Annotated in this window: 21 protein-coding genes and 1 tRNA gene; 10 read left to right on the top strand and 12 right to left on the bottom strand. The window is 72.6% G+C overall.

Annotated elements, in window-relative coordinates:
* Positions 1-74: 74 nt before the first annotated feature.
* The 3 genes from AC4MBH_RS04185 to AC4MBH_RS04195 all read right to left on the bottom strand — a co-directional run bounded on the left by AC4MBH_RS04185 (position 75) and on the right by AC4MBH_RS04195 (position 1,923).
* Positions 75-148 (bottom strand) — tRNA-Ile (locus AC4MBH_RS04185).
* Positions 149-227: 79 nt separating this feature from the next.
* A complete protein-coding gene (locus AC4MBH_RS04190) occupies positions 228-959 on the bottom strand; it encodes a DinB family protein (protein WP_491793092.1) in 732 nt (243 codons plus the stop codon).
* 10 nt (positions 960-969) lie between these two features.
* A complete protein-coding gene (locus tag AC4MBH_RS04195; RefSeq protein ID WP_491793093.1) occupies positions 970-1,923 on the bottom strand; it encodes a DMT family transporter in 954 nt (317 codons plus the stop codon).
* 328 nt (positions 1,924-2,251) lie between these two features.
* Between AC4MBH_RS04195 and AC4MBH_RS04200 the strand changes: the two genes are divergently transcribed.
* From AC4MBH_RS04200 to AC4MBH_RS04215, 4 genes are all read left to right on the top strand, one after another.
* Complete coding sequence (locus AC4MBH_RS04200) at positions 2,252-2,842, top strand: carboxymuconolactone decarboxylase family protein (protein WP_491793094.1); 591 nt, start codon at positions 2,252-2,254, stop codon at positions 2,840-2,842.
* Positions 2,839-3,717, top strand: a complete 879-nt coding sequence (locus tag AC4MBH_RS04205; RefSeq protein ID WP_491793095.1) for an RNA polymerase sigma-70 factor — start codon at positions 2,839-2,841, stop codon at positions 3,715-3,717. The genes AC4MBH_RS04200 and AC4MBH_RS04205 overlap by 4 nt, the downstream gene beginning before the upstream one ends.
* A gap of 67 nt (positions 3,718-3,784) precedes the next feature.
* Positions 3,785-3,958: a hypothetical protein gene (locus AC4MBH_RS04210; protein WP_491793096.1), complete on the top strand. Its 174-nt coding sequence runs from the start codon at positions 3,785-3,787 to the stop codon at positions 3,956-3,958.
* A 30-nt stretch (positions 3,959-3,988) separates the two neighbouring features.
* A complete protein-coding gene (locus AC4MBH_RS04215) occupies positions 3,989-4,864 on the top strand; it encodes a DUF72 domain-containing protein (RefSeq protein WP_491793097.1) in 876 nt (291 codons plus the stop codon).
* Here AC4MBH_RS04215 and AC4MBH_RS04220 read toward each other — a convergent pair.
* Positions 4,810-6,372, bottom strand: coding sequence for an LCP family protein (locus AC4MBH_RS04220; RefSeq protein WP_491793098.1), 1,563 nt, complete (start codon positions 6,370-6,372; stop codon positions 4,810-4,812). The two genes, AC4MBH_RS04215 and AC4MBH_RS04220, sit on opposite strands and share 55 nt — an antisense overlap.
* A gap of 155 nt (positions 6,373-6,527) precedes the next feature.
* Here AC4MBH_RS04220 and AC4MBH_RS04225 point away from each other — a divergent pair, with 155 nt between their 5' ends.
* Together AC4MBH_RS04225 and AC4MBH_RS04230 are read left to right on the top strand one after the other, a co-directional pair.
* Positions 6,528-7,274 carry a PIG-L deacetylase family protein gene (locus tag AC4MBH_RS04225; protein ID WP_491793099.1) on the top strand — a complete coding sequence of 249 codons (747 nt, stop codon included), beginning with the start codon at positions 6,528-6,530 and terminating at the stop codon, positions 7,272-7,274.
* Positions 7,271-7,714: a VOC family protein gene (locus tag AC4MBH_RS04230; RefSeq protein ID WP_491793100.1), complete on the top strand. Its 444-nt coding sequence runs from the start codon at positions 7,271-7,273 to the stop codon at positions 7,712-7,714. Before AC4MBH_RS04225 ends, AC4MBH_RS04230 begins: the two co-directional genes overlap by 4 nt.
* Here AC4MBH_RS04230 and helR read toward each other — a convergent pair.
* The 4 genes from helR to AC4MBH_RS04250 form a co-directional block, all read right to left on the bottom strand.
* Positions 7,701-9,881, bottom strand: coding sequence for an RNA polymerase recycling motor ATPase HelR (helR, locus tag AC4MBH_RS04235; RefSeq protein WP_491793101.1), 2,181 nt, complete (start codon positions 9,879-9,881; stop codon positions 7,701-7,703). The two genes, AC4MBH_RS04230 and helR, sit on opposite strands and share 14 nt — an antisense overlap.
* A 128-nt stretch (positions 9,882-10,009) precedes the next feature.
* Complete coding sequence (locus AC4MBH_RS04240; RefSeq protein WP_491793102.1) at positions 10,010-11,146, bottom strand: VanZ family protein; 1,137 nt, start codon at positions 11,144-11,146, stop codon at positions 10,010-10,012.
* Positions 11,147-11,156: 10 nt separating this feature from the next.
* A complete protein-coding gene (locus tag AC4MBH_RS04245; RefSeq protein ID WP_491793103.1) occupies positions 11,157-12,023 on the bottom strand; it encodes a YdcF family protein in 867 nt (288 codons plus the stop codon).
* Positions 11,966-13,999, bottom strand: coding sequence for a lipase family protein (locus tag AC4MBH_RS04250; protein ID WP_491793105.1), 2,034 nt, complete (start codon positions 13,997-13,999; stop codon positions 11,966-11,968). Before AC4MBH_RS04250 ends, AC4MBH_RS04245 begins: the two co-directional genes overlap by 58 nt.
* Before the next feature lie 507 nt (positions 14,000-14,506).
* Here AC4MBH_RS04250 and AC4MBH_RS04255 point away from each other — a divergent pair.
* Entirely contained in the window at positions 14,507-15,031 is a 525-nt protein-coding gene (locus tag AC4MBH_RS04255) for a hypothetical protein (RefSeq protein WP_491793106.1), read from the top strand.
* A gap of 182 nt (positions 15,032-15,213) precedes the next feature.
* Here AC4MBH_RS04255 and AC4MBH_RS04260 read toward each other — a convergent pair whose 3' ends face one another.
* Positions 15,214-15,411, bottom strand: coding sequence for a hypothetical protein (locus tag AC4MBH_RS04260; protein WP_491793107.1), 198 nt, complete (start codon positions 15,409-15,411; stop codon positions 15,214-15,216).
* A 26-nt stretch (positions 15,412-15,437) separates the two neighbouring features.
* On the opposite strand from AC4MBH_RS04260, the gene AC4MBH_RS04265 reads away from it, so the two are divergent.
* Genes AC4MBH_RS04265 through AC4MBH_RS04275 form a run of 3 tightly spaced genes read left to right on the top strand, consistent with a single transcriptional unit; the run spans position 15,438 to position 16,552 of the window.
* Positions 15,438-15,785 carry a hypothetical protein gene (locus AC4MBH_RS04265; RefSeq protein WP_491793108.1) on the top strand — a complete coding sequence of 116 codons (348 nt, stop codon included), beginning with the start codon at positions 15,438-15,440 and terminating at the stop codon, positions 15,783-15,785.
* Between the two features lie 9 nt (positions 15,786-15,794).
* Complete coding sequence (locus tag AC4MBH_RS04270) at positions 15,795-16,064, top strand: hypothetical protein (protein ID WP_491793109.1); 270 nt, start codon at positions 15,795-15,797, stop codon at positions 16,062-16,064.
* Positions 16,065-16,120: 56 nt separating this feature from the next.
* Positions 16,121-16,552 (top strand): hypothetical protein, encoded by a 432-nt coding sequence (locus AC4MBH_RS04275; RefSeq protein ID WP_491793110.1) that lies wholly within the window; start codon positions 16,121-16,123, stop codon positions 16,550-16,552.
* Here the strand turns inward: AC4MBH_RS04275 and AC4MBH_RS04280 are convergent.
* Genes AC4MBH_RS04280 through AC4MBH_RS04290 form a run of 3 tightly spaced genes read right to left on the bottom strand, consistent with a single transcriptional unit; the run spans position 16,549 to position 21,413 of the window.
* Positions 16,549-17,085 carry a hypothetical protein gene (locus AC4MBH_RS04280; protein WP_491793111.1) on the bottom strand — a complete coding sequence of 179 codons (537 nt, stop codon included), beginning with the start codon at positions 17,083-17,085 and terminating at the stop codon, positions 16,549-16,551. The genes AC4MBH_RS04275 and AC4MBH_RS04280 overlap by 4 nt on opposite strands.
* A gap of 45 nt (positions 17,086-17,130) precedes the next feature.
* Positions 17,131-21,033, bottom strand: a complete 3,903-nt coding sequence (locus tag AC4MBH_RS04285; RefSeq protein ID WP_491793113.1) for a hypothetical protein — start codon at positions 21,031-21,033, stop codon at positions 17,131-17,133.
* Positions 21,034-21,035: 2 nt separating this feature from the next.
* Positions 21,036-21,413, bottom strand: coding sequence for a hypothetical protein (locus tag AC4MBH_RS04290; RefSeq protein ID WP_491793114.1), 378 nt, complete (start codon positions 21,411-21,413; stop codon positions 21,036-21,038).
* Between the last annotated feature and the right edge of the window lie 19 nt (positions 21,414-21,432).

A 21,432-nucleotide genomic window follows, 5' to 3' on the forward strand; every position in this document is an offset into this window, starting at 1 on the left:
TGGGGGGACGCGGCGAGGCGTCACCTCGGGGTTCGCGCTACCTGCCGGTCCGCGGCGAACAGCGGCCTGTCTTGTAGGGCGGGTGGGGCTCGAACCCACGACCCAAGGATTATGAGTCCTCTGCTCTAACCGGCTGAGCTACCGCCCCGAGTTCCCTGGTGACCCTAGCGGTCGCGGGTGGTGACCACGGCGCGACGGACGCCAGGCCGGCAGGCGCGGCGTCTGGCTCACGAGCCCGACGAGGGTCCCCGACGCGACAGCTCGTCCAGGTCGCGTGCGCAGAACCCGTGGTGGGCCCATTCCTCGCCGAGCACGGTGCCGAGGCACTGCCGCACGGTTCGCCCCCTGGCGTACGGGGGCCACCTGTCGTCGTCGGGGACCGGCGCGGTCGTCACGAGCCGACCGGGGGTGACCTCGGCCAGCCACGCCTCGACCTCCGACGCCTGCCGGTGGCGCACCGCGAGCACCTCGTCGAGGCTCGGCCGTGCGGACGGGTCGAGCCCGCTCTCCGCCCGGTCCATGACGACGGCGGGTCCCAGGCCCATCGCCGTGAAGGGCTCGGCGAGCCCCAGCACGCAGCGGCGGAACCACGAGTCGTGGACGAAGACCAGGTGACGCAGGGTCTCGACCATCGACCACTCGCCGTCGACGCGTTCGTGCTCGGCGTTCTCGGGCATCGACCGGACCCGCTCGGTGGTCGTCGTCCAGCCGTGTCGCAGCTGCCGCCAGGCCTCGCGCAGGTCGGCCGGCTCGTCGGAGCGGATCAGCAACCGCACCGGGTGGCGGCGGTCGAGCTCCGCCTCGACGTAGGGCATCACCTCGACCCCGTTGACCACGAGGTTGGTGACCAGGCCGTCGATCACAGCGTCCTGCATGACCACGCCGACCAGCCGCGCCCTGCTCAGGTCGCACTCGCGGAACTCGGCGCCGGTGAGGTCCTCGTCGTCGAAGCGTCGCATGCGAGCCAGGCTAGGTGGCACCGCCCCCACCACGCACGACCCTGCTCCCCCCGGCCCTCTCCTGGCCGAGCCCGGCGACCGCCACGAGGATCAGGACCATCCCCACGACCCCGGCCGGGCCGAGGCGTTCACCCAGGACCAGGGCGGCCGAGACCGCAGCCGTCACCGGCTCCAGGAGGCTCGCGATCACCGCGACGCTGCCGGGGGTCGTGCGGAGTCCGGCGTAGAACAAGCCGTAGGCCAGGGCCATCGTGACGATGCCGAGGTAGAGCAGGCCCGCGAGCGCACCGGGGTCGGTGGTGACGAGCGGACCGTTCGACGGCGCGAGGACCGCCAGCGGCAGCAGGGCGAGAGCACCGATCGCGGTCGTCGCGGTCGTCAGCACCACCGGGTCGGCCTGCTGGGCCAGGGGCCGGCCGAGAGCAGTGGTCGCGGCGTACGTCGCGCCCGACGCGACGGCGAGCAGGGTGCCCAGCCCGGGCCGTGGTCCGGACTCGACCGTGGCGCCACTGACCAGCACCAGGCCGGTGAGAGCGACGACGAGCACGACGAGCCTGGTCGACGGGATGCGCCGTCGTCCGCCGACGGCGTCGCCGACGGTGAGCAGGACGGGGGCGAGCCCGAGGGAGACCACGGTGGCCACCGTGACACCCGCGGCGACGACCGCGCCGAAGTACAGCGCCTGGTAGGCGGCGGTGCCGCAGCCGACGGCGACGACCTGTGCCGGCCGGTCGGCGAGCAGGGTGCGCAGCCGCCGGCCACCGCCGACGGCGAGCACGACGGCGCCCAGGACGACCCCGGCGATCAGCATCCGGTAGGCGCTCAGGGTCAGCGCGGTCATCGGGGTGGTCTCGCGGATGAGCTGGACGGCCAGCCCCCCGGTGCCCCAGAGCGCACCGGCCAGGGAGACCTGGAGGAGACCGGTGCGCGCAGCGAGCGGGTGACGTACATGCGTGTGTGACATGGGATGTGCTCCTGGGGAGTGCCGACGAGGGATCGTCTGGAGCACGGGCGCTCGACCGGCCTGCTGGTCACAGGTCGGCTGCGGGAGTGCTCCGGTCAGTCGACCGGAGGCGGCAGGATGCCGAGGAAGCGCACGTCAGGTGTCACCCCGCCAGTCTGGCAGGGCCGCTCCCCCGGCCGCATCCGCGATTCCGAGTGCAACGACCCGCTCCGCCTCCGCTCGTCCCCAGCGGACCGGGACTCGGTGTCACAGCCGAGGTCCGGCCGGTGTCTCCATGGGCGACGGCCGGACCGCCGTCGTCCAGGGACAGACAGACACAGGAGTGACGATGGACCACACGACCCGCATCGCCCCGGCCGAGATCACCGGCGTCAAGGGGGCCCTGGTGACACGGATGATCCGCAGGAGGCTCGGCAAGGTGCCCACGGCCGTCGGCGTGTACTGGCACCACCCTCAGGTGCTCTTCGCCAGTGCCGGCTTCGGGAGCAAGGTGCAGAAGTGGGACGCCTGCGACGAGGGCCTCAAGTCGTTCGCCCACATGGCCGTGGCCTCCCTGGTCGGGTGCACGTGGTGCCTGGACTTCAACTACTTCGAGGTGTGCAACAAGGGCCTCGACGTGGACAAGGCACGCGAGGTCCCGCGGTGGCGGACCTCGGAGGCGTTCACACCGCTCGAGCGCGACGTCCTCGAGTACGCCGAGGCCATGAGCCAGACGCCGCCGTCGGTGACCGACGACCTGGTCGACCGACTGCTCGCCGAGCTGGGGCCCGCCGCCGTCGTGGAGCTCACCTCGGTGATCGCGTTCGCGAACCTGACCACCCGCGGCAACGTGGCACTCGGCATCGAGTCCGACGGCTTCGCCGCCGCCTGCGGTCTGCAGCCGCTCACCGAGCGGCCCCCCGTAGCCTCCACCTCGTGAGTGAGGACCCCTTCGCCACCCATCGCCGCCTGCTCTTCACCGTCGCCTACGAGATGCTCGGCTCGGCCGCCGACGCCGAGGACGTGGTGCAGGAGACCTGGCTGCGGTGGGCGGCGCTGGTGGCTGCCGAGCGGCGCGACGTCCGCGACCCCCGGGCCTACCTGGTGCGGATCGTGACCCGGCTGAGCCTCAACCGGCTGCGCACCCTCACCCGCCAGCGCGAGCAGTACGTCGGCGAGTGGCTGCCCGAGCCGGTCCTGACCAGCCCGGACGTCGCGGACGACGTCGAGCTGGCCGAGAGCGTCTCGATCGCCGTCCTGGCGGTGCTCGAGACCCTGCTCCCGACCGAGCGCGCGGTCTTCGTGCTCCGCGAGGTCTTCGAGGTGCCGTACGACGAGATCGCCGAGGCGGTGGGCAAGTCGCCGGCCGCCGTGCGCCAGATCGCGACCCGCGCGCGCAAGCACGTGGCCGCCCGCCGGCCGCGGATGTCGGTGAGCCGCGCGGAGCAGCAGGAGGTGGTCGAGCGGTTCCTCGCCGCCCTGACGACCGGCGACATCCCGGGCCTGCTCGAGGTCCTCGCGCCGGACGTGCTCGTGGTCGGGGACGGCGGAGGGCTCGCCCCGACCATCCCGAAGCCGGTCCGTGGCGCGACCAGGCTGGCGCCGGTGCTGGCCCGCTTCGCCCAGGACGCGCCCGGCGCGACGATCCACCTGGTCGACCTCAACGGCGCCGTCGCTGCGCGCATCGACCCGGGCGGCGAGCACGACACCGCGGTGTCGTTCGTCATCGAGGACGGTCGGATCTCCCAGGTGTACGCCATCCGCAACCCCCACAAGCTCGAGCGGCTGGCCACGGTGTCCGAGCTGCGCCGCTGACCTCGACGGCTCGGGCGTCAGCCTCCCGGGTGGACCACGACGCGCTACCGCCGGGCATGGTGGGGACGTGACCAACCGAGAGCCTGGCGACCACTTCGACCACCCCGAGCGCCCGACCGCCGACCAGCCGCTGAACGCCGGGCGGCGGTCGACGCTCAAGCCGCTGGTGCTCACCATCGTCGTCTTCGCGGTGCTGATCGCGCTCTACCTGCTCGGCACCCAGGTCATCGGCCTCGGCTGAGCCACGCGGGGCACGACGGACGGCGACGCCGTGGGGCAGATCCGGGTCGGCATCTCGGGGTGGCGGTATCCGCGGTGGCGCGGGGACTTCTACCCCACCGGCCTGCGCCAGAAGGACGAGCTGACCTACGCCGCCTCGCGGCTCGGCACGATCGAGGTCAACGGCTCCTTCTACTCCCTGCAGCGCCCCACGTCGTACGCCGCGTGGCGCGACGCCGTGCCCGACGGGTTCCCCCTGGCGATCAAGGGCGGTCGCTACGTCACCCACATGAAGAAGCTGCGCGAGGTCGAGACGCCCCTGGCGAACTTCTTCGCCTCCGGGGTGCTGGCCCTCGGTGACAAGCTCGGCCCGGTGCTGTGGCAGCTGCCGGAGGCGCTGCACTTCGACGCCGAGCGGATGAGCGGGTTCTTCGAGCTGCTGCCCCGCACGACCGGTGAGGTCGCCGCGCTCGCGGCCCAGCACGACGACAAGCTCCAGGAGGACCGGGCGCTCGTCACGACCACCGTCGACCGCCCGGTGCAGCACGTGCTGGAGTTCCGCCACCGCAGCTTCTGCGAGCCCGCGTCGATCCAGCTCCTCCGGCAGCACGACATCGGGTGCGTCGTCGCCGACACGGCGGGGCGCTGGCCGGAGGCCGAGGCGGTGACCAGCGACGTGGTCTACGTGCGGCTGCACGGCGACACCGAGCTCTACGCCAGCGGCTACGGCGCCGCCGCCCTCGACCGGTGGGCCGACAAGTGCCGCGCCTGGGCGCAGGAGGCAGACGTCTACGTCTACTTCGACAACGACGCCCGGGGGTTCGCGCCGCACGACGCGGTGGCCCTGCAGGAGCGGCTGGGCGGCCGACCGCGTCAGTCCGACGCCGCGAGCTCGGTGGACTCCTCCGACTCGCCGTCGGGGTCGTAGGCGCACACGTCGACCGGGTCCTCGGCGCGTCGTACCTTGGGCCCGCCCGGTGCCCGCTTGGGCGGGTAGAGGGCGTTCTGCACGGTCTCGCGCACGTAGTCGTAGTCGGGGTCGCCGGAGTTGAACTTGTCCGAGGAGCGGAAGACGACCGAGCGGATCTTGCCGTCCTTGACGCGCAGCAGCAGCTGGACGAAGTCCTTGGCGATCTTGCGCGGCACGTCGGTGTAGACGATCTCCTTGCCGGCCTTGACGATGTCGATGTAGCGGGTGATCAGCGTCATCGGGTCGGCCGCCTCGATGATCGCGCTGATCGCGCAGCGCTGCCGGTCCATGCGCTCGTAGTCGTCGGAGCCGTAGCGCCCGCGCGCGAACCACAGCGCGTCGAAGCCGTCGAGGTGCTGGTCCGGCCCGGGCTCGAGGTAGTCGGTCGGCGGGATCCCGGCGGACTGGTCGCCGTTGATGGCGACGCGCTCGTTGATGTTGACGGTGATGCCACCGAGGGCGTCGACGACGGTCTCGAAGCCCTTGAGGTTGACCAGCAGGTAGTAGTCGACCGGGATGCCGAGGCTGCCCTCGACGGCCATCTTGACGGCGTCGGCACCCTCGTTGTCGCTCTCGCCGAGCACGCCCGGGTGCAGCTGGGGCACCTGTCCGTAGATCGCGTTGAGCATGTCGAAGGCCGGGTCGCCCTGCTCGGTGCGGAACCCGTCGGGGTAGAGGTCGTGGAGCGGGGTGCCCTCGGGGAACTCGGCGTACATCATGTTGCGCGGCAGGCTGAACATGACGGTCTTGCCGGTCTGGGTGTCGATGCTGGCCAGGATCACGCTGTCGGTGCGGACGCCGGTCCGGCCCTCGCCGCCGTCACCGCCGAGCAGCAGCACGTTGACCCGCTCCTGGCCGGCCCAGGGGTCCTCCTCGGTGACGCCCTTCGGGACCGTCGGGCTCGTCGGGTTCTCGGGCAGCACCTCCTCGACGCCGTCGGCGGTGATCATCGCGTACTGCGCGGCACGCACCACCGGGACGGACCCGGCCAGCACCAGCACGACGACGAGCAGGTTGCCGAGCACGGTGTGCGACCGCGGACGCTCGCGCGGCCGCAGCAGGCGGTAGGAGCTGAACACCACGAACGCCCAGACCAGCAGCGCGGCGCCGAGGGCGGCCGCGGCCGTCCGCACCGCCGTGGGGTTGAGGGCGAAGCCGAGGGCCTGGTCGGTCCCGCGGCTGAAGTACCACACTAGCGCGCCGATGCTGACGAGCCAGGCGACCAGCACCGAGGCGCCGAGCCGGCGGCGGCCCGCGACCAGGTAGCCGGAGCCCGGCACCGCGGCGCCGAGCGTGGTGAGACCGACCGTGCCGGCGAGGTTCTTGGCCCGTCGACGCGTACGCATGACGCGCGTGCCGCCGCGGGACCCGCCGAACCGCACCCCCAACGGGAGGCGCGAGGACCGCGCCGCGCGCCGCGCACCCGCGGGGCGGTCGGAAGGGACGTCGATCACCTCGTCGGTCATGGCGGTCCTGGACGTCCTCGGGTCGGGCTGGCGGCGGGCTGGCAGCGGGCTGGTGGGCACGGGCAGGCGACGGTGGGGCGTCCCGGCGCCACAAAATAACACCGCGATCCTGAGAGTCTCCCGTTCCGGGCGTCGCGGGGGTCATCCTGGACGGCATGGAACCCACCCCGCTCGACGTCCTGGACGAGACCTGGGAGCGCGCCCTGTGCGTCGTCGCGCACCCCGACGACATGGAGTTCGGCGCGGCCGCCGCCGTCGCCCGGTGGACCGGGCAGGGCAAGACCGTCGACTACTGCATGGTCACCAGCGGCGAGGCCGGCATCGACGGGCTCGCGCCCGAGGAGTGCCGCCGGGTGCGCGAGGCCGAGCAGGTGGCCTCGGCCGCGGTGGTCGGCGTCGACCACGTCGAGTTCCTCGGGCTGCCTGACGGCGTCCTCGAGTACGGCGTCGCCCTGCGCGCCGCGATCGCGCGCACGGTCCGCGTCCACCGGCCCGAGGTCGTGGTGACCGGCAACTTCCGCGACACCTGGGGCGGGCGCAACCTCAACCAGGCCGACCACATCGCCGTCGGGCGCGCCGTGCTCGACGCCGTCCGCGACGCCGGCAACCGCTGGGTCTTCGCCGACCAGCTCGGCGGCCCCGACGGTCTCGAGCCGTGGGGCGGCGTCCGTGAGGTCTGGGCGTTCGGCTCCCCCGACGCCACCCACGGCGTCGACGTCACCGACACCTTCGACGCCGGCGTCACCTCCCTCGAGGCTCACGGCGCCTACATCGAAGGCCTCGGGTGGGAGCACTTCGACGCCCGTGAGCTGCTGGAGGGGTTCGCCCGCCCCGTCGGCCAGCGGCTGGGCGTCGCGCTCGGGGCGTCGTTCGAGGTGTTCCCGATGGGCTGGGGCGAGTGACGCTCGACCGCGCGGTCCCGGCCCTGCCCGTCGCGTCGGTCACCGCGGCGGCGCAGGCCTACGTCGACCGGTTGGGGTTCGTCGTCGTCCACCTCGACCCGGGCGGTCTCGCGATCGTCGCCCGCGACGACGCCGAGATCACCCTGTGGCAGGCCGCGGACGACGGGTGGCGGCTACGCCCGGTCGACGAGCTCGCCGCCGGACCGGTCTGCACGGGCGCGGAGGACTTCCTCGCCGGCACCGCCAGCTGCCGCATCTCGTGCTCCGACGCCGCCCAGGTCGACGCGTTGCACGCCGAGCTGTCGGCCACCGGTGCCCTGCACCCCGCCGACCCGGGCGCGGCCGTCGACACCGACTGGGGCACCCGCGAGGTCCACGCCCTCGACCTCGACGGCAACCTGCTCACGTTCTTCGCCCGCACCGGCCTCAGGGAGCGCTGAGGACGACGAGGCGCTGGGTGGCCCGCGTCATCGCGACGTAGCGGTCGACGACGCCCGCCGTGCCCGGCGCGAAGGCCTCGGGCTCGAGGAGGACGACGAGGTCGAACTCCAGCCCCTTGCTGAGCTCGGGGGTCAGGGTCCGCACCCGCGGCGACACCGGGACCGAGTCCTCCGCCGGCGCCCGGGACGCGATGACGCAGGCGGTGCCCTCGGCGTGCTCGGCGAGCCAGTCGTCGAGGACCGCCCGCAGGTCGGCGAGCACGCCGTGGGTGACGGGGACGCCGGTGCGGCGTACGGACGTCGGCACGTTGGCGTCCGGGAGCGCGGCACGGATCACCGGCTCCGCGGCCGCCATCACCTCCTCCGGCGTGCGGTAGTTGATGCTCAGCGAGGCCACGTCGACCCGATCTACGCCGACCCGCGCGAGGCGCTCGCGCCACGACTCGGTGAACCCCTGCCGGGCCTGGGCGCGGTCGCCGACCACGGTCAGGCTGCGCGACGGGCAGCGCCGCAGCACCATCTGCCACTCGGCGTCGGTCAGCTCCTGGGCCTCGTCGACGACCACGTGGGCGAACGGCCCGGCGAGCACGTCGGGGTCGGTCGTGCGGCCGGCCTCCTCGACCAGGACGCCCTGCGCGTCCTCGAGCCGCAGCATCGACATCACCTTCATCTCGGTGTCGTCGGTGGCGACCAGGTGGTCGACCACGCGGGCCATCTCCTCGCGCTCGGCCGCGACCTCCGCCTCGCGCCGTCGCCGGCGCCGGGACGCCGCAGGGTCACCGAGCCGCAGCCGCGCAGCGTCGAGCAGCGGCAGGTCCGACGTCGTCCACGCCTGCGGGTCGCTGCGCTGCAGCAGCCGCACCTCGTCCGGCGTCAGCCACGGGGCACACCGACGCAGGTAGGCCGGCACCGACCAGAGGTCGCCGACCAGGTCGAGGGGGTCGACCACCGTCCACGCCCGGTCGAGCGCCGCGACCAGGTCGCCGTGGTGCGCCAGCGCCCGGCGTAGCTGCGCCACCGGCACGTCGTCGTCGACGGCCAGCTTGTCGACCAGGATGGTCACCAGCTCCTCCCACACGTCGTCCCGGGCCTCGTTGTGCGGGGCGGCGGGGTCGGCGGCCCCGAACGCCTCGGCCCAGTCGGCGGTGCCGAGCCACACGTCGCCCCAGGGCGTCTCGACCTCCATGCCCTCGGTGGGCACCTCCTCGTAGAGCCGCACCGCCGGCTCGATCGCCGCCACCAGGTCCGCCGACGCCTTGAGCCGGGCCACCGCCGGGTCGTCCTCGGGCCCGGCCGTCGCGCCCTGCGGCACCAGGTCGCGCAGGGTGCAGGTCTGCACGCCCTCCTCCCCCAGGTTCGGCAGCACGTCGGCGACGTAGGCCAGGTAGGGCCGGTGCGGCCCGACGAGCAGGACGCCGCCGCGGCGGTGGTCGAGCCGCGGGTCGGCGTGGAGGAGGTACGCCGTGCGGTGCAGCGCGACGACCGTCTTGCCGGTGCCGGGGCCGCCGTCGACGACGAGCGCGCCGCGCGACCCGGCGCGGATGACGGCGTCCTGGTCGGCCTGGATGGTGCCGAGGACGTCGCGCATCTGGGCCGACCGTCTGCTGCCCAGGCTGGCGAGGAACGCCGACTGGTCGTCGAGAGCGGCGTGGCTGGCACCGCCGGCGGCACCGTCGAGCGCGTCCTGGGTGAAGACCTCGTCCCAGTAGTCGCTGATCCGTCCTCGGGTCCACCGGTAGCGGCGCCGGCGCGCCAGGCCCATCGGCCGGGCGTGCGTGGCGCCGAAGAACGGCTCGGCCGCGGGCGACCGCCAGTCGACGAGGAGCCGGCGGCCGGTCCGGTCGGTGAGGCCGAGCCGGCCGACGTACACGGTCTCGCCGTCGTCGGCGCCGACCACGTGGCCCAGGCACAGGTCGACGCCGAAGCGCTGCAGGGTGCGCAGGCGGGCGCTGAGGCGGTGCACCTCGAGGTCGCGGTCCATCGCGGCCTGGCCGGTGCCGCCGCTGTCGCGCCGGGCGGCGTCGAGGCGGGCGGTCAGGTCGGCGACCGTCTCCTCGAGGGTCGTCGCGACGAGCGCGAGGTGGCGCTCGTCGGCGGCGACGAGAGCGGGATCCGCCTTGGCGCGGAGGTGGTCGGGAAGGTCGAAGACGTTCGATTCACGGGGCACGGCGGGCGATTCTGCGGCCCTGCGGGGGTCTTGCGGCAAGCCCCCCGCTGCGCTATACGTTGAGTACGGAAGGGAGCACGGCTCCCTTCCGTCCACATTTTTCGACCTTCTCGCCGGCACGGCGTGGGTCAGCAGTGCCGGGTGTCGTCCCGGGCACGTGCGCGGTCGTCCCGGAAGTGGGCGCCACTCAGTGCTGCCGACAGCCCGCGCTGACGGGTGAGGGGCACCGCGACGAAGGCGGCGAGCAGCACGCCGTACGCCAGGACCTGTGCCGCATCTCCCCACACGTGCGGGTGCTGCCACCTGGCGCAGAACAGGACCAGCGCGTAGCTGCCCGGCACGGCGGTGGCGTGGACCAGACGTCGTCTCGTGGAGGGCGGACGGTCCCAGACGGGGGTGAGTCGAACCGCCCGCTGTCCCAAGGTCGCGCCGGTGCCGTGCCAGGCGGGCAACGCGAAGACGCACGCGGCCGGGATCACCGTCGACAGGACTGCCTCGCCCAGCTGCGGGTGCGAGGGCACCTGACCGGAAGTGGCGAGCAGGGTGATCCGGTAGCCGATCGTGAGGGCGAGTCCGAGGACGTTGAACGCGGCGAGGTCCAACGCCATCCCCAACCAGCGCCGCGCGCTCGTGATCGGACGCGGCAGGTCGCGGGTGGAGTCGAAGGACCGCGGACGCGGCATCCACCACAGCACCCAGGGTGCGAGAGCGGCACCGAGCAGCGCTCCGAGGGTGTTGGCCAGGAGGTCGTCGACGTCGCCGACCCGGTAGGCGCACAGGTAGACGCCCCACAACCCGGTCAGCTGACTGGCCTCGACGACGACGGAGACCAAGAGGCCGGTGCCGGCGGCCACAGCCACCGACCGTCCCCAGAACCCCCGGATCATGAGGCCCCAGGGGACGAAGAGGACGACGTTGAAGAGGACCTGGAGCGTGACGCGGCTGCTCAGCACGCCGAACGGGCCTGTTGCGGCCGCGTCGGCGATGTCGGTGATGAAGTGCAGCGGACGCCACTGCGAGCCGGCGGCAGAGGTGGGGCACCAGTCGCCACGAGTGGATGGGAGCGGCAGCATGGTGTAGGCCAGTAGGGCGGTGGCGTACAGGCTGACTGCCGCTGCGCCGAGTGCGCGTCGTGGAGTGAACTGGCCGTAGCGGCGGTACTGGAACGCCAGGATCGGCACCAGCAGGAGGAGGAAGCTCGCGGTCCCGAGGACGACCGCGACGTACGCGGGCCAGGCCCAGGCGTCCACGGAGTCCTCCGTCACTCGTTCTCCCTCACCGCGAGGTCAGCGACAACCACGTCAGCACCGTCATGACGACCACAGCCGCCCCGGACAGGCCGATCAGCACCCGGTGATCCGTCATCACCGCGACGAACTCGCGCAGGTACGCGCTGGGCCAGTAGTACCAGGCCGTCGGCGCGCCGATCGCCTGGGCATCGATGCCGAGCCGGCGAGCGAGCATCGCTGCCCGCGGGGCGTGGTAGTTGTTCGTCACGACGAGGTAGGGAGGCGGGATGTGGCGCAGCTCGAGCAGGCGGACGCTGTAGAGCAGGTTCTCCCGCGTGGTGTGCGCGCCGTCCTCGACGAGGATGTCGTCGTCGGCGACGCCACGCTGACGTAGCCAGTCGTGCATGGCCTGACCCTCCGGGTGTGGTTCGTCTCGTCCTTGGCCGCCGCTGGGCACCAGGACCGGCCCGCCGTCGGGCCCGTGGCGCGCGGCTGCGGCGTCGACGGCGTACCCGAGCCGGGCGGCGAGCAGCGGGGGCACGTCCCCCCTCACCAACCCGCTGCCCAACACGATCACGGCGTTGGCCCGGGCTCGGCGAGCGACCCTGGCGTAGAGGGCGGTGTGGGCGGCGAAGGCCAGGAAACAGACGCTGGCACAGGCTTGGACGGTGAGGAGGGCGACGGCCAGGCTGCCGGTCACCGGGTTCTCGTGGCGCAGCAGCACCACGAGGACGACGGGGAGGAGGAGCAGGGCCACTCCGGCCAGCAGGGCCAGCGCGTTGGCGAGGGACCGTCTCTCCCGGCGCATCATCACGATGCCGTCGGCGACCAGCAGCACGGGAAGCGCCAGGAGACCTAGCGCGACGCCCGTGCCGACCACGAGGACCACCAGGCCCAGGACCGTCTCGAGCACCGTCGACCTGGAGGCGACGTAGACGAGCAGGCCCAGCAGGTAGTGGACGAAGACGATGACCAGGAAGCCGTTGCGCAGCGACCGAGGGTCCCGTCTCGACGACCACAGCAGCAGCCCGCCCCACACGAGGACACCCGTGCCCGCGGCGAGCACCTTCGCGAGCGCTGCACCCCCGTCCACCTCCACCAGCCCACCGACTCCGAGCAACCAGGAGCAGCAGGCACGCCGGCGAACCGTTCGACGGTCCACCGCTCGAGGTCGCCCGACAGCGGCGCGTCGGGCTCGAGCACGCTCATGTGGGTGCCGGCCTGGTACGTCGTGAACCTCAACGCCGCGCCGGTAGCGCAGGCGCGCGGGACCCAGGCCCGGGTCAGTCGCACCGGGATCACCTCGTCGGCCGTTCCATGTGCTACGAACAGCGGCGCCGCCCAGGGCCCGGTCGGCACGTTCTCGGCGAGGCGGCCGGCCAACGGTCCCTGGTCGGGCGGTTCGCGCAGGAGGGGCTGGTCACGAGCGATCGCCAGGCCGGCGAGGATGGTGAACAGGGTGCCGGCCTCACTCGTGCACCGGGAGGCGGCCTCGCGGACGATGGTCCGTGCCGAGGGCCTGACCAGCGTGTCGAGGTCGACGTCGTAGGTGCGGGTGTAGGCCTCGGCCACGAACGCGACACCCAGGCTCGCCCCAGGCACCCCCGGGTTCGCCGTGACTGCCTCGGCCAGGCCCAGGGGGTCGGCCGCGGGCGAGAGCGCGGCCGTTCCCACCACCCGCGCGTCGGGGGCGTAGGACGAGGCGAGCTGACCCGCCCAGAGTGCGGCATGACCACCCTGGGAATGGCCCCAGATGACGGTCTGATCGGCCAGGCGGACCCCGGGCACCTCGCGCGCGGCTCGCACCGAGTCGAGCACGGAGTAGGCCTCGCCGCGCCCGATCAGGTAGGGGAAGTCCCCTTCCGCCCCCATCCCGGTGTAGTCCGTCGCCACCATCGCCCACCCGTGCTCGGCGAAGGCAGTCATGGCCGGCATCCCCTCCGCACTGATCGCGTCCCGGCCCAGGCTCGGGGCGCACGCCCGAGCGACCCCGACGGTGCCGTGGGCCCACGCGACCAGCGGCGCCGGCCCCACGGCTGACTCCCTGGAGGAGCCCTCGGGCACCGCGAGCACCCCGCTCGCCATCGCTGGTGCACCATCGGTCGCGGTCGTGGTGTAGAGGATCCGGTACGCCTTCAAGCCCGCCGGAAGGTCGCCGTCGTACGGCTCGCTGCGCACCAGCCGACCGGCCTCGGCCGGGACGTCCGCCGGGACGTCGTAGAAGTCGTCCAGGACCGGGACGCCGTCGCGGAACTGCTCGCTGACCACGAGCCCGCCGACCGAGACCGCCACGATCAGCACGGCGCCGGCCCAACGGAGACCTCGTGACCACTGCACGGGGGGACGCCACACCTGGCGGTCCCCCTGGGCACCGCGCCACACCAGGGCGACCCCGAACGCCGTGGTGCGGACGCCGAACAAGACCGCGATGACCAGCAACGTCACGTCCGGCCACCACAAGGCCATCGCGCCCCAGAGGACCTCCGAGAGCCCGAACAACGCACGGAGCGCCCCCGCGCTGGTGCGGTTGCCGAGGAGTGCTGCCACCGAGGCACCTCCCGACACGATGAGCAGGACGGCGACGAACGGCACCATCAGCTCGATGCTGCGCCCGATCCAGGCCGCGATGGCGAGACCCGCGACGAGCCAGGCGAATCCCTGCACCAGGACGATCCGATCGCGGGCGCCCCGTCGCCGACCGAGGAGATCGCCGAACCCGGACAGCGCGCAACTGGCTCCGACGTAGTAGCCGATCACCTCGAGTGCGCTGAGCGGTCGTGTCAGCAGGTTCAGGCCCAGCAACGTCACCGCCAGCCCGACGAGGACGAGGACGTGTCCCGGAGCGTCCGCTACCAGTCCCGGGAAAGCGCGCGCACGCCGTGCCCTCATCGGACAGGGACGCGGCGAGTACGGCACGGCGTCATGCTGCCGCGACCTCCAGGGATGCGGTCCACGCCCACAGTCTGGTCGCCCCGTCAACGGCCCCTCCGGGCCGACGTGCGAGGGCCCGACCCCAGGCGATCTCTCGCCCGGGATCGGGCCCTCGTGCTTGCTCCCCCGGTTGGACTCGAACCAACGACATCCTGATTAACAGGAGAGCGCCCTACGTGGCGCCTAGTCCTCGCGCGTGGCAGAACGTGACAGCGGCGCGCACCTGGTCACCGCGACCGGGGGCGTCATGGCACCTGGTCCCGCCTCGTTCCCTCTGGCCCGTGCCCACAAGTGCACCCACGCGCACCCATGCGCGTGAGGTGGTGCCGCTGGCGTAGCTGGCGACCGCGGCGGGACGCGTCCCGCGTCAGCACCAGGTCCTCAGCGGGTTGCACCCCGCTCCGGACGTGAAGAAGCCCCCACGAGTTGCACCTCGTGAGGGCCAGGTCCCCGAAGGGGAAAGCGATGTCTGAGACAGAAGGTACTACCCCTGCGCCCAAGCGCGCAACGATCATCGAGAACGCCACCGAACTGGCGCTGCTGCGGCCGGACTGGATGCCCAGCCCGGCCTGGGACGAGATCCAGGCGAAGCTCATCGACAAGATGGAGGAGCTCGTCGAGAACGCGGGGCCTGACCCCGTGCGTGAAGCCGTCGCGGCTTCACCCGAGCGCGGCTGCAGCGAGCGCGCCTGGTGCACGATGGGGCCCGGTGAGGAGCACCTCGGTTACCACGCCAATAACGGCGTCGAACTCGCCGACTACGACGTCGAGACGGACAGCGGTTGGTCCGTGTCCGTTTCAGAGGACCGGGACGGGCCGGACGCCGGCCGCGAGCTGCTCAGGCTGGAGGGCCGCTTCGGCCCGGGCAGTGACATGTTCACCTACGAGATCCCCGCTGGTGGTGTGCTCTGCCTGCTGGCGGCGGTCCGGACGCCGGAGGCCCGTGCGGCGCTCGACGGGCTGCTCGAGCTGATGGGTCGCCGCCCGTGACCGGGCCGGTGGTGGTGTGCTGTGCCGGGGAGTGCCAAGAGGCCGCGACGACCGCCGTCCGGGCACGTGGGGCGTCCGGGAGACTCCGGGTGGCCCACGCCTGCGACCGGCACGTGCAGCGGGCGGAGGACGCCTGTCGGGTGCTGGGGTTCGAGGTCCTCAGCGTCGACGCGCTCGAACCGTCAGCGACCGGTGGGCATCGGGTTGCCGAGGTCGGGGTTGCCCGAGCAGGTGGGGCAGAGGTCGGCTGTCGACGTGAAGGTCCACCCTTCGGCCTCGAAGCCGCGGACCAGCTCGCCGAGCTTGCCGTCGATGCCGGCCACCTCGACCCGCCGGCCGCACTGGTCGCACGACACGAAGATCTGCTGCGGTTCGATCACGGGACCGACCCTACGGCGGCCTCGCTGTGACGGCGGGCGTTTGGGTCGACGACGTCGAGGGCGTCGAGGGCGTCGATGTCGACACCCCGATCGGCTACCTCCTGACCGGGCCGGGGTGGCTGCAGACCCGCCACGCCGCCACGAGGGAGCCGCAGCGCCGGTCCCTGCCGGCGGCCCCGCTGCTCGCCCTGGTCGACGGCCGCGGTGGTCCGGCCGCTGTCGGTGCGCTCGCGAACTCGGCCGAGCAGCGCGCGCTCGAGCGAGCCCGTCGGGACGGATGGGTGACCGAGCGTGCGGCCGACCAGCTGGCGGTCCGGCTGCTTGGGCTGACGCCGTGGGAGGTTTGGGGACCGTCGTACGCCGTCGACCCGTAGCGTGGCGACATGGCCGGGGCTGACGAGACGCTGATCCTGCGGGACGCATCCCGCGAGGACGAGATCGTCGCTGCCCTGGCGGCCCTGGACCTCGAGCCCGCGCAGTGGTTCGTGGAGCCGGCGGAGGACTACCCCGGCCAGGAGCTGGCGATCGACGTCCACGGCTGGGACGAGGACAACCTCGACGAGGTCGTCAACCAGGTCCGTCAGGCGCTGACCGGCATCGGCATCGATGCGGCGCCGACCGAGCTCGAGTACGAGGACATGACCACCACGTAACCGGGCGGCTGCCTTTGACCCGCCGCAGGAGGAGGTGCCGCTCTAGGATCACCGGCATGCGCTCGCGGATCGTCCCTGCCATCTCGTTGCCGCTGCTTGCGCTGACAGCCGCCTGCAGTGGCGATGACGATCCGGCCACCGCCCCAGACACGCCGGCGTCTTTCACCACGAGCACCACCTCAACCGAGACGCCTGCGGCAGCCGCCCCGGAACTCACGATCGACGAGGTGTGCGCCGAGCTCGACGCGGCGGTCCCGGCGGACTTCCTGGCACCAGACAGGCAGTTCCTAGCCGATTACGCCATCACGCTCGACAACCTCAGGTCCAGAAGCGGCGACGAGGCGCAGAGCCTGATCGAGACGGTCAGCGGCACGACCGAGCGCGCCCAGGTCGCGATCGAGTCCGACAGCATCACGGCTCAGCTCGACGCTTCTCAGGCGTTCGACGAGGGTCTGGTCGCCGTCAACGACGAGTGCGGTTCTGTTTAGCTGGCGGACCTGCGGGCCATCGTGGCCAGGAGCGCCTGGCAGAACTGCTGCGGACGCGGGTCGCGCTGCCTGAGAGTCTTGTCGCCGGTGATCGACAGCACGATGCCATCGGTCAAGACGACCGCCCATTCATCGTCGGAGACGATCCGTTCGCGGTTGTCGACGACGTCCACCTTGAGTCGCACCTCGGCGATCGTCGAGAAGGGGAACCATCGAGCCGAGCAGGTGGCCCCCGGGGGTACCCATCGCGTCGCGGACCGGCTGGTGGCGTCCGGGCTGTCCCAGACCCACACGCCTTCCGCGGCCGCCTCGACGAGCGCCAGGCCGCCGGCGTCGAAGGCTAGGGCCGTCCAGAGGTAGCCGTCACTGTCCCCGTCCTCGGTGGACGGGCGGGTCAGCGTTGCGTAGGCGTCCAGTGGCTCCGGGACGAGCTTGAGGATGGCAGCGACGACGTCGGCCGGCGCGGTGCGGCCTTCGAGGGTCACCTTTCGGACGAGGCCGGCGACGGCCTCGGTGTGCTCGATGCTGGTCATGGGTCCCATTCGACCAGTGACCACGGACAAGCCCGCCCCGACTGCCTACCGCGGTCCCCGTCCTGAGGTGGGCCGCGTGTCCCGGCGGCCCTTCACAGCGGCGCCGTTGACGCCGGTGAGCACGGCCCGGCCGGTGCGGTCTGGGGCCGCCCGGCGCTGGTCGCCGGCCTCCTTGTGGTGCTTCTTCCCGTCGTTGCGCAGCCGCTCGACCTCGCGCCGCAGCAGCTTCAGCTCACGGTTGGCCTCGCGGACCTCAGGGCCGAGCGCGTCGTTCGCGGCGCCCCGTCCGACGGACTGCGTGAGTGACGCCCGCTGCTGGTAGCGGCGCTCGTACAGCGCCAGCTGCTTGGGCGTCATCGCGGCCAGCGCCTCCAGCCCGGCGAGGTTGCCCGACGCCGCGGCGTCCTCGAACGCTCGTCCGTCGAGCCCGGCCTTGCCGGGCTTGTCCAGCTTGTCGAGCAGTCGGTCGTACTTGCGCAGGTCCGCGATGTCGCTGTTCAGCACCGAGACCGGGTCGCCCCCGCCGCCGGCGGCCCACACATCGGACCCGAGGCTGCCGAACACATCGTTGTTGAAGCCGCTGGCGATGCCGGACTTGATGGCCTCCTGGCGAGACACCAGTGCGTCGCGCTGCCGGGTCTCTTTCGCCAGCGCCTTCTCGGCCTCGCGCAGCCGCTCGGCGAGCTTCTTCACCTTGCCGGCGGCACGGTCGGACTCGTCGCCCAGCGACTTCCCTGCGCCGCCGCGGTGCTGGGTGCCGTGGACGTCGAGGCCCCGCAGCGGAGGGGACGGAGCGAACAGGCCGCCGCTGGCGAACCCGGGGAGGTCCGCCTTCGGCACGCGGCGTTCGTTGAGTGCGGCCATGAACCCGACGCCGTAGTGCTTGACCGCGGCTGCCTGCTGCACGAACTCGTAGTTCGACAGGCGGGCGTTGATGAGGTCGTCGCGGGGCCCACCCGGGCCAGTGACCAACCCGCCGCCGGCGCGCCGCTCACGTCGCCCCTCGGTGGGAGTGACGAACTCGCGTACCTCCCGGCGCACCGTCGTGATGGTGATCGTCGAGTCGCGGTCCTTCGCCGCCTGGTCGAGGGTGCGAGCGACCGCCCGGGCTCGCTCTGAGGCCTCGTCCTTGATGGTCATCAGCGCCTCGCGCTGCTCCTCGGTGAGCTTGTACTTGGCCACCAACCGGTCCACGTCGGCGACCGTCCTCGGGATGTTGCCCGCGCTCAGCCGGGTCTGGACCGCCCGAGGCAGCTCGTCGTACGCCGCCTTGACCGCGCGCGTCGTCGCCCGAACCTGGGCGGCGTTGTCCTGGATCAGGCCCTTGACCATCTGCCACGTCAGCCCCTGGGAGCGGAGGAACTTGCCCATCTGCTGCTCGCCGATGCCGAGCTGCCCGCCGAGGCGCACCAGCTCTCGGCGGCCCTCCTTCATGATCCGGGTCAGCCGGTCCGGCCCTGCACCGTCGGCGTCGGCCGCCACCATCTTGTCGGTGAGAGCTGTGATGCGCTCCTGGACGGCGGCGCGGTTCTGGATGGCGGCGTTGCTGTCGCCGACGAGTATGCGGTTCTTGGCCAGGTCGTCGTTGAGGGTGCGAAGCCCGGTGATCCAGGCGTCGTTGGCCCTGGTGACGTCCATTTGCGGCGTCAGCAGCGCGTCGAGAGCTGCGCGCAGCGCGTCTGCTGAGTCGGCGGCCGAGAGCATGACGTCGCCGGAGTCGGTGATGACCTTGTTCAGGTTGGTCATGCGGCCGGCGTTGCTGTCGGTCTCGCGGAGCTCTTCGTTGATCTTGCTGAGAGCGTCGTCGTAGGGCGTCAGGTCGCCGGTGTTGGTGGCGACAGTCCGCGCGGCGATCGCTCGCAGCCCGGTCCCCTGGCCCTCGATGAACTCCTGCTGCTCCTTGAGCCGGGCCAGGTCCTCCTGGCTGAGGCCGAGGCTGTCCATCGCGGGCCGGGCCCGCAGCAGCGCTGCCTCGAGCTCGGCGACCGATCGGGCGGACCCGTCGAGGGGGCCGATGGTCATGCCGAGCGACTCACCCAGGCCGGCCGCGGCCTCCTGGTTGATGCGCATCTGGTTCTCGAGGGCGGCCAGGTCCTCCTCGGCGGTGTCGGCCTGGTCGCCCTTCCAGGCGTCGAAGATCCGGAACCCGCCGGCCACGGCCGGGTTGAACCAGGCGTCACCGGCGAGCCCGCCGTTGTCCTCGCTGTCGGCGCGCAGCTTGTCGAGCTCGGCCTTCGTGGCAGCCAGACCGGACTGCATGGCGGTGAAGTCGCTCCCGGCGAGCGCGGCCTGGGTGCGGTCGATGGCGGCCTCGACGTCGTCGTTCGCGGCCGCGAAGTCCATCGCCAGACCGACGGCTGCACCGGCCGCGGTGCCCCACGGACCGGCCAGCGTGCCGGCCATGGCCAGCATCGCGGTGTTCGTCAGCCCGACCTCCTCCGATGCACCGGAGGCGAGCAGCCCGACCCCCACGGCCATGCCGCCACCGCGAGCGACCTGCGACATGCGGGCGGCGCGCTGCTGCGCGGCGACGACCGAGGGGTGCGGGGCGGCCGCGGCGCCCTGTAGGTGCGCCGGCAGGCCGGGGATGGGCGTGGGCGGTCGCGTCGCCGTGGGCGTGCGCCACGGGGCGACGAGCGCGGCGACGGCCGAGGACTGGGCCACGGCGGCGGTGCGGCTGAACAGTCGCAGCGCGGCGACGGCGGCGAGGATCGGGGTGGCCATGTCGGAGTCGGCGATGGTCTCGACGACGTTGAGCACTGCAGTCAGCCCGGTCAGGACCGGCCCGCCGAGCGGGGCCGCGGCCTCGACGACCGCGGTGACGGCGGAGACGAGGCTGGTGAACAGCTCAGCGACCGCGGGTCCGTTGGCGTGGGCGTAGACCAGGAACGACTCGACCGACTCGCGGCCCTCACTGCTCCCGGCCCAGGAGTCGAAGCCCTGGGCGACGTCCTCAACCCAGGACAAGAACCGGTCGTTGCCGGGGTCGAGGTTCATCCACAGCTCGCCGGCGCCGTGGGCTAGGTCGCCGAAGACGCGGCCGAGGGTGGCGACGGCGGACGGCATCTCGGTCTCGAGGTAGTCCAGGAGTTCCGCCCACCGGTCGGAAGCGAGCGACTCGGCGCCGCGGGCGATGACGCCGCCGCCGGCGGCACCGGTGCGCTCGAGGATGGCGGCGATCTTGGGTCCGACGCGCTCGAAGTCGACGAGAGATTCGGTCAGCCCGGGCATCCAGCCCTCGGCGGCGGCGTCCTGGATCATGCTGAGGGTGGGCTTGAACTTCTCGAAGTCGGCGACGAACCGGCGGGCGGCGGGCGAGAGGTCGGTCAGCGCCTCGCGGGCCTTCTCGAGGGTGGCGGCGGTCGGGTCGAGCCGGTAGGCGTCAATCGCCTTCACGGCGTCGCCCACGCCCTGGAATGCCACGATCATGGAGCCGCCGGCGATGCCGGCCGCGGTGGCGGCGGTGGCCAGCCCACCGAGCGCCTGAGCCCCGACGGCGCCGATCGGGATCAGAGCCGGCGCGATCCCGATGATTCCGTCAATCGCGAGGCCGACCCGCCCGGAGAACCGGTCGAGCACGTTGCCCGCCTGCTCGACCTCGACGCTCGTACGCCGCACTTGGCTGCCGGCGGTCTGGGTGCTGCTGCCGAACCGGGTCATGCCGCCGGTTCCCCGCGACGCGGCGGCGTTGAGCTCGTCGACCCGCCGGCGAGCCTCCGCGAGCGCGGTCGAGGTGGTGTCGCTGTCGCGGCCGAGCCCCTGCACGTCGCCCCGCATGCCCCCGATCGCTCCGCCGGCGCGACGCGCCGACGCCTCGACGCCGCCGAGCTGGGCGTCGAGGAGCGCCGCGCGAGCAGACAGCGCGTCGAACTCCCGCGCCATCTCTCGCGCGTTGCGCTGAGCGTGCGCGATGTCGAGCCGCAGCCGCATCTCGACGGAGCGGTCCATGGTCAGCCTCCGGTGCTGGTGTCGGCGAGGTCGTCGAGGCGGGCGGCCCAGAGGTCGACCTCGAGGAGCGCCTGGGCGGCCGGCTCGTGCAAGGTGCCGTCGGCAGTCAGCGGCAGGTCGGCCAGGAGCCGCTCGGACACCCATGGGTTGCCGGGAGCGCGAACGCTCAGGATGCGTCGGGCTGTGACCTCGCGATCGAGGGCGGCCTTCTCACGGTCTAGGGCGCCGGCCTGCTCGTCTAGCTCGTCGACCCGCTGGCTCGCCTCCTTGATCCAGACGACCTCGGCCTCGTCGACGAGCAACGGCGGCGTCTGCCACGTCGTCCGTGCAGCGCGCCAGCCGGCGACGACAGCGGCCCAGGCGCGCTCCCAGGGGCGCATCGGGCGGGCGGTCGACGGG

This window comes from Nocardioides sp. WJ219 (genome assembly GCF_058559815.1).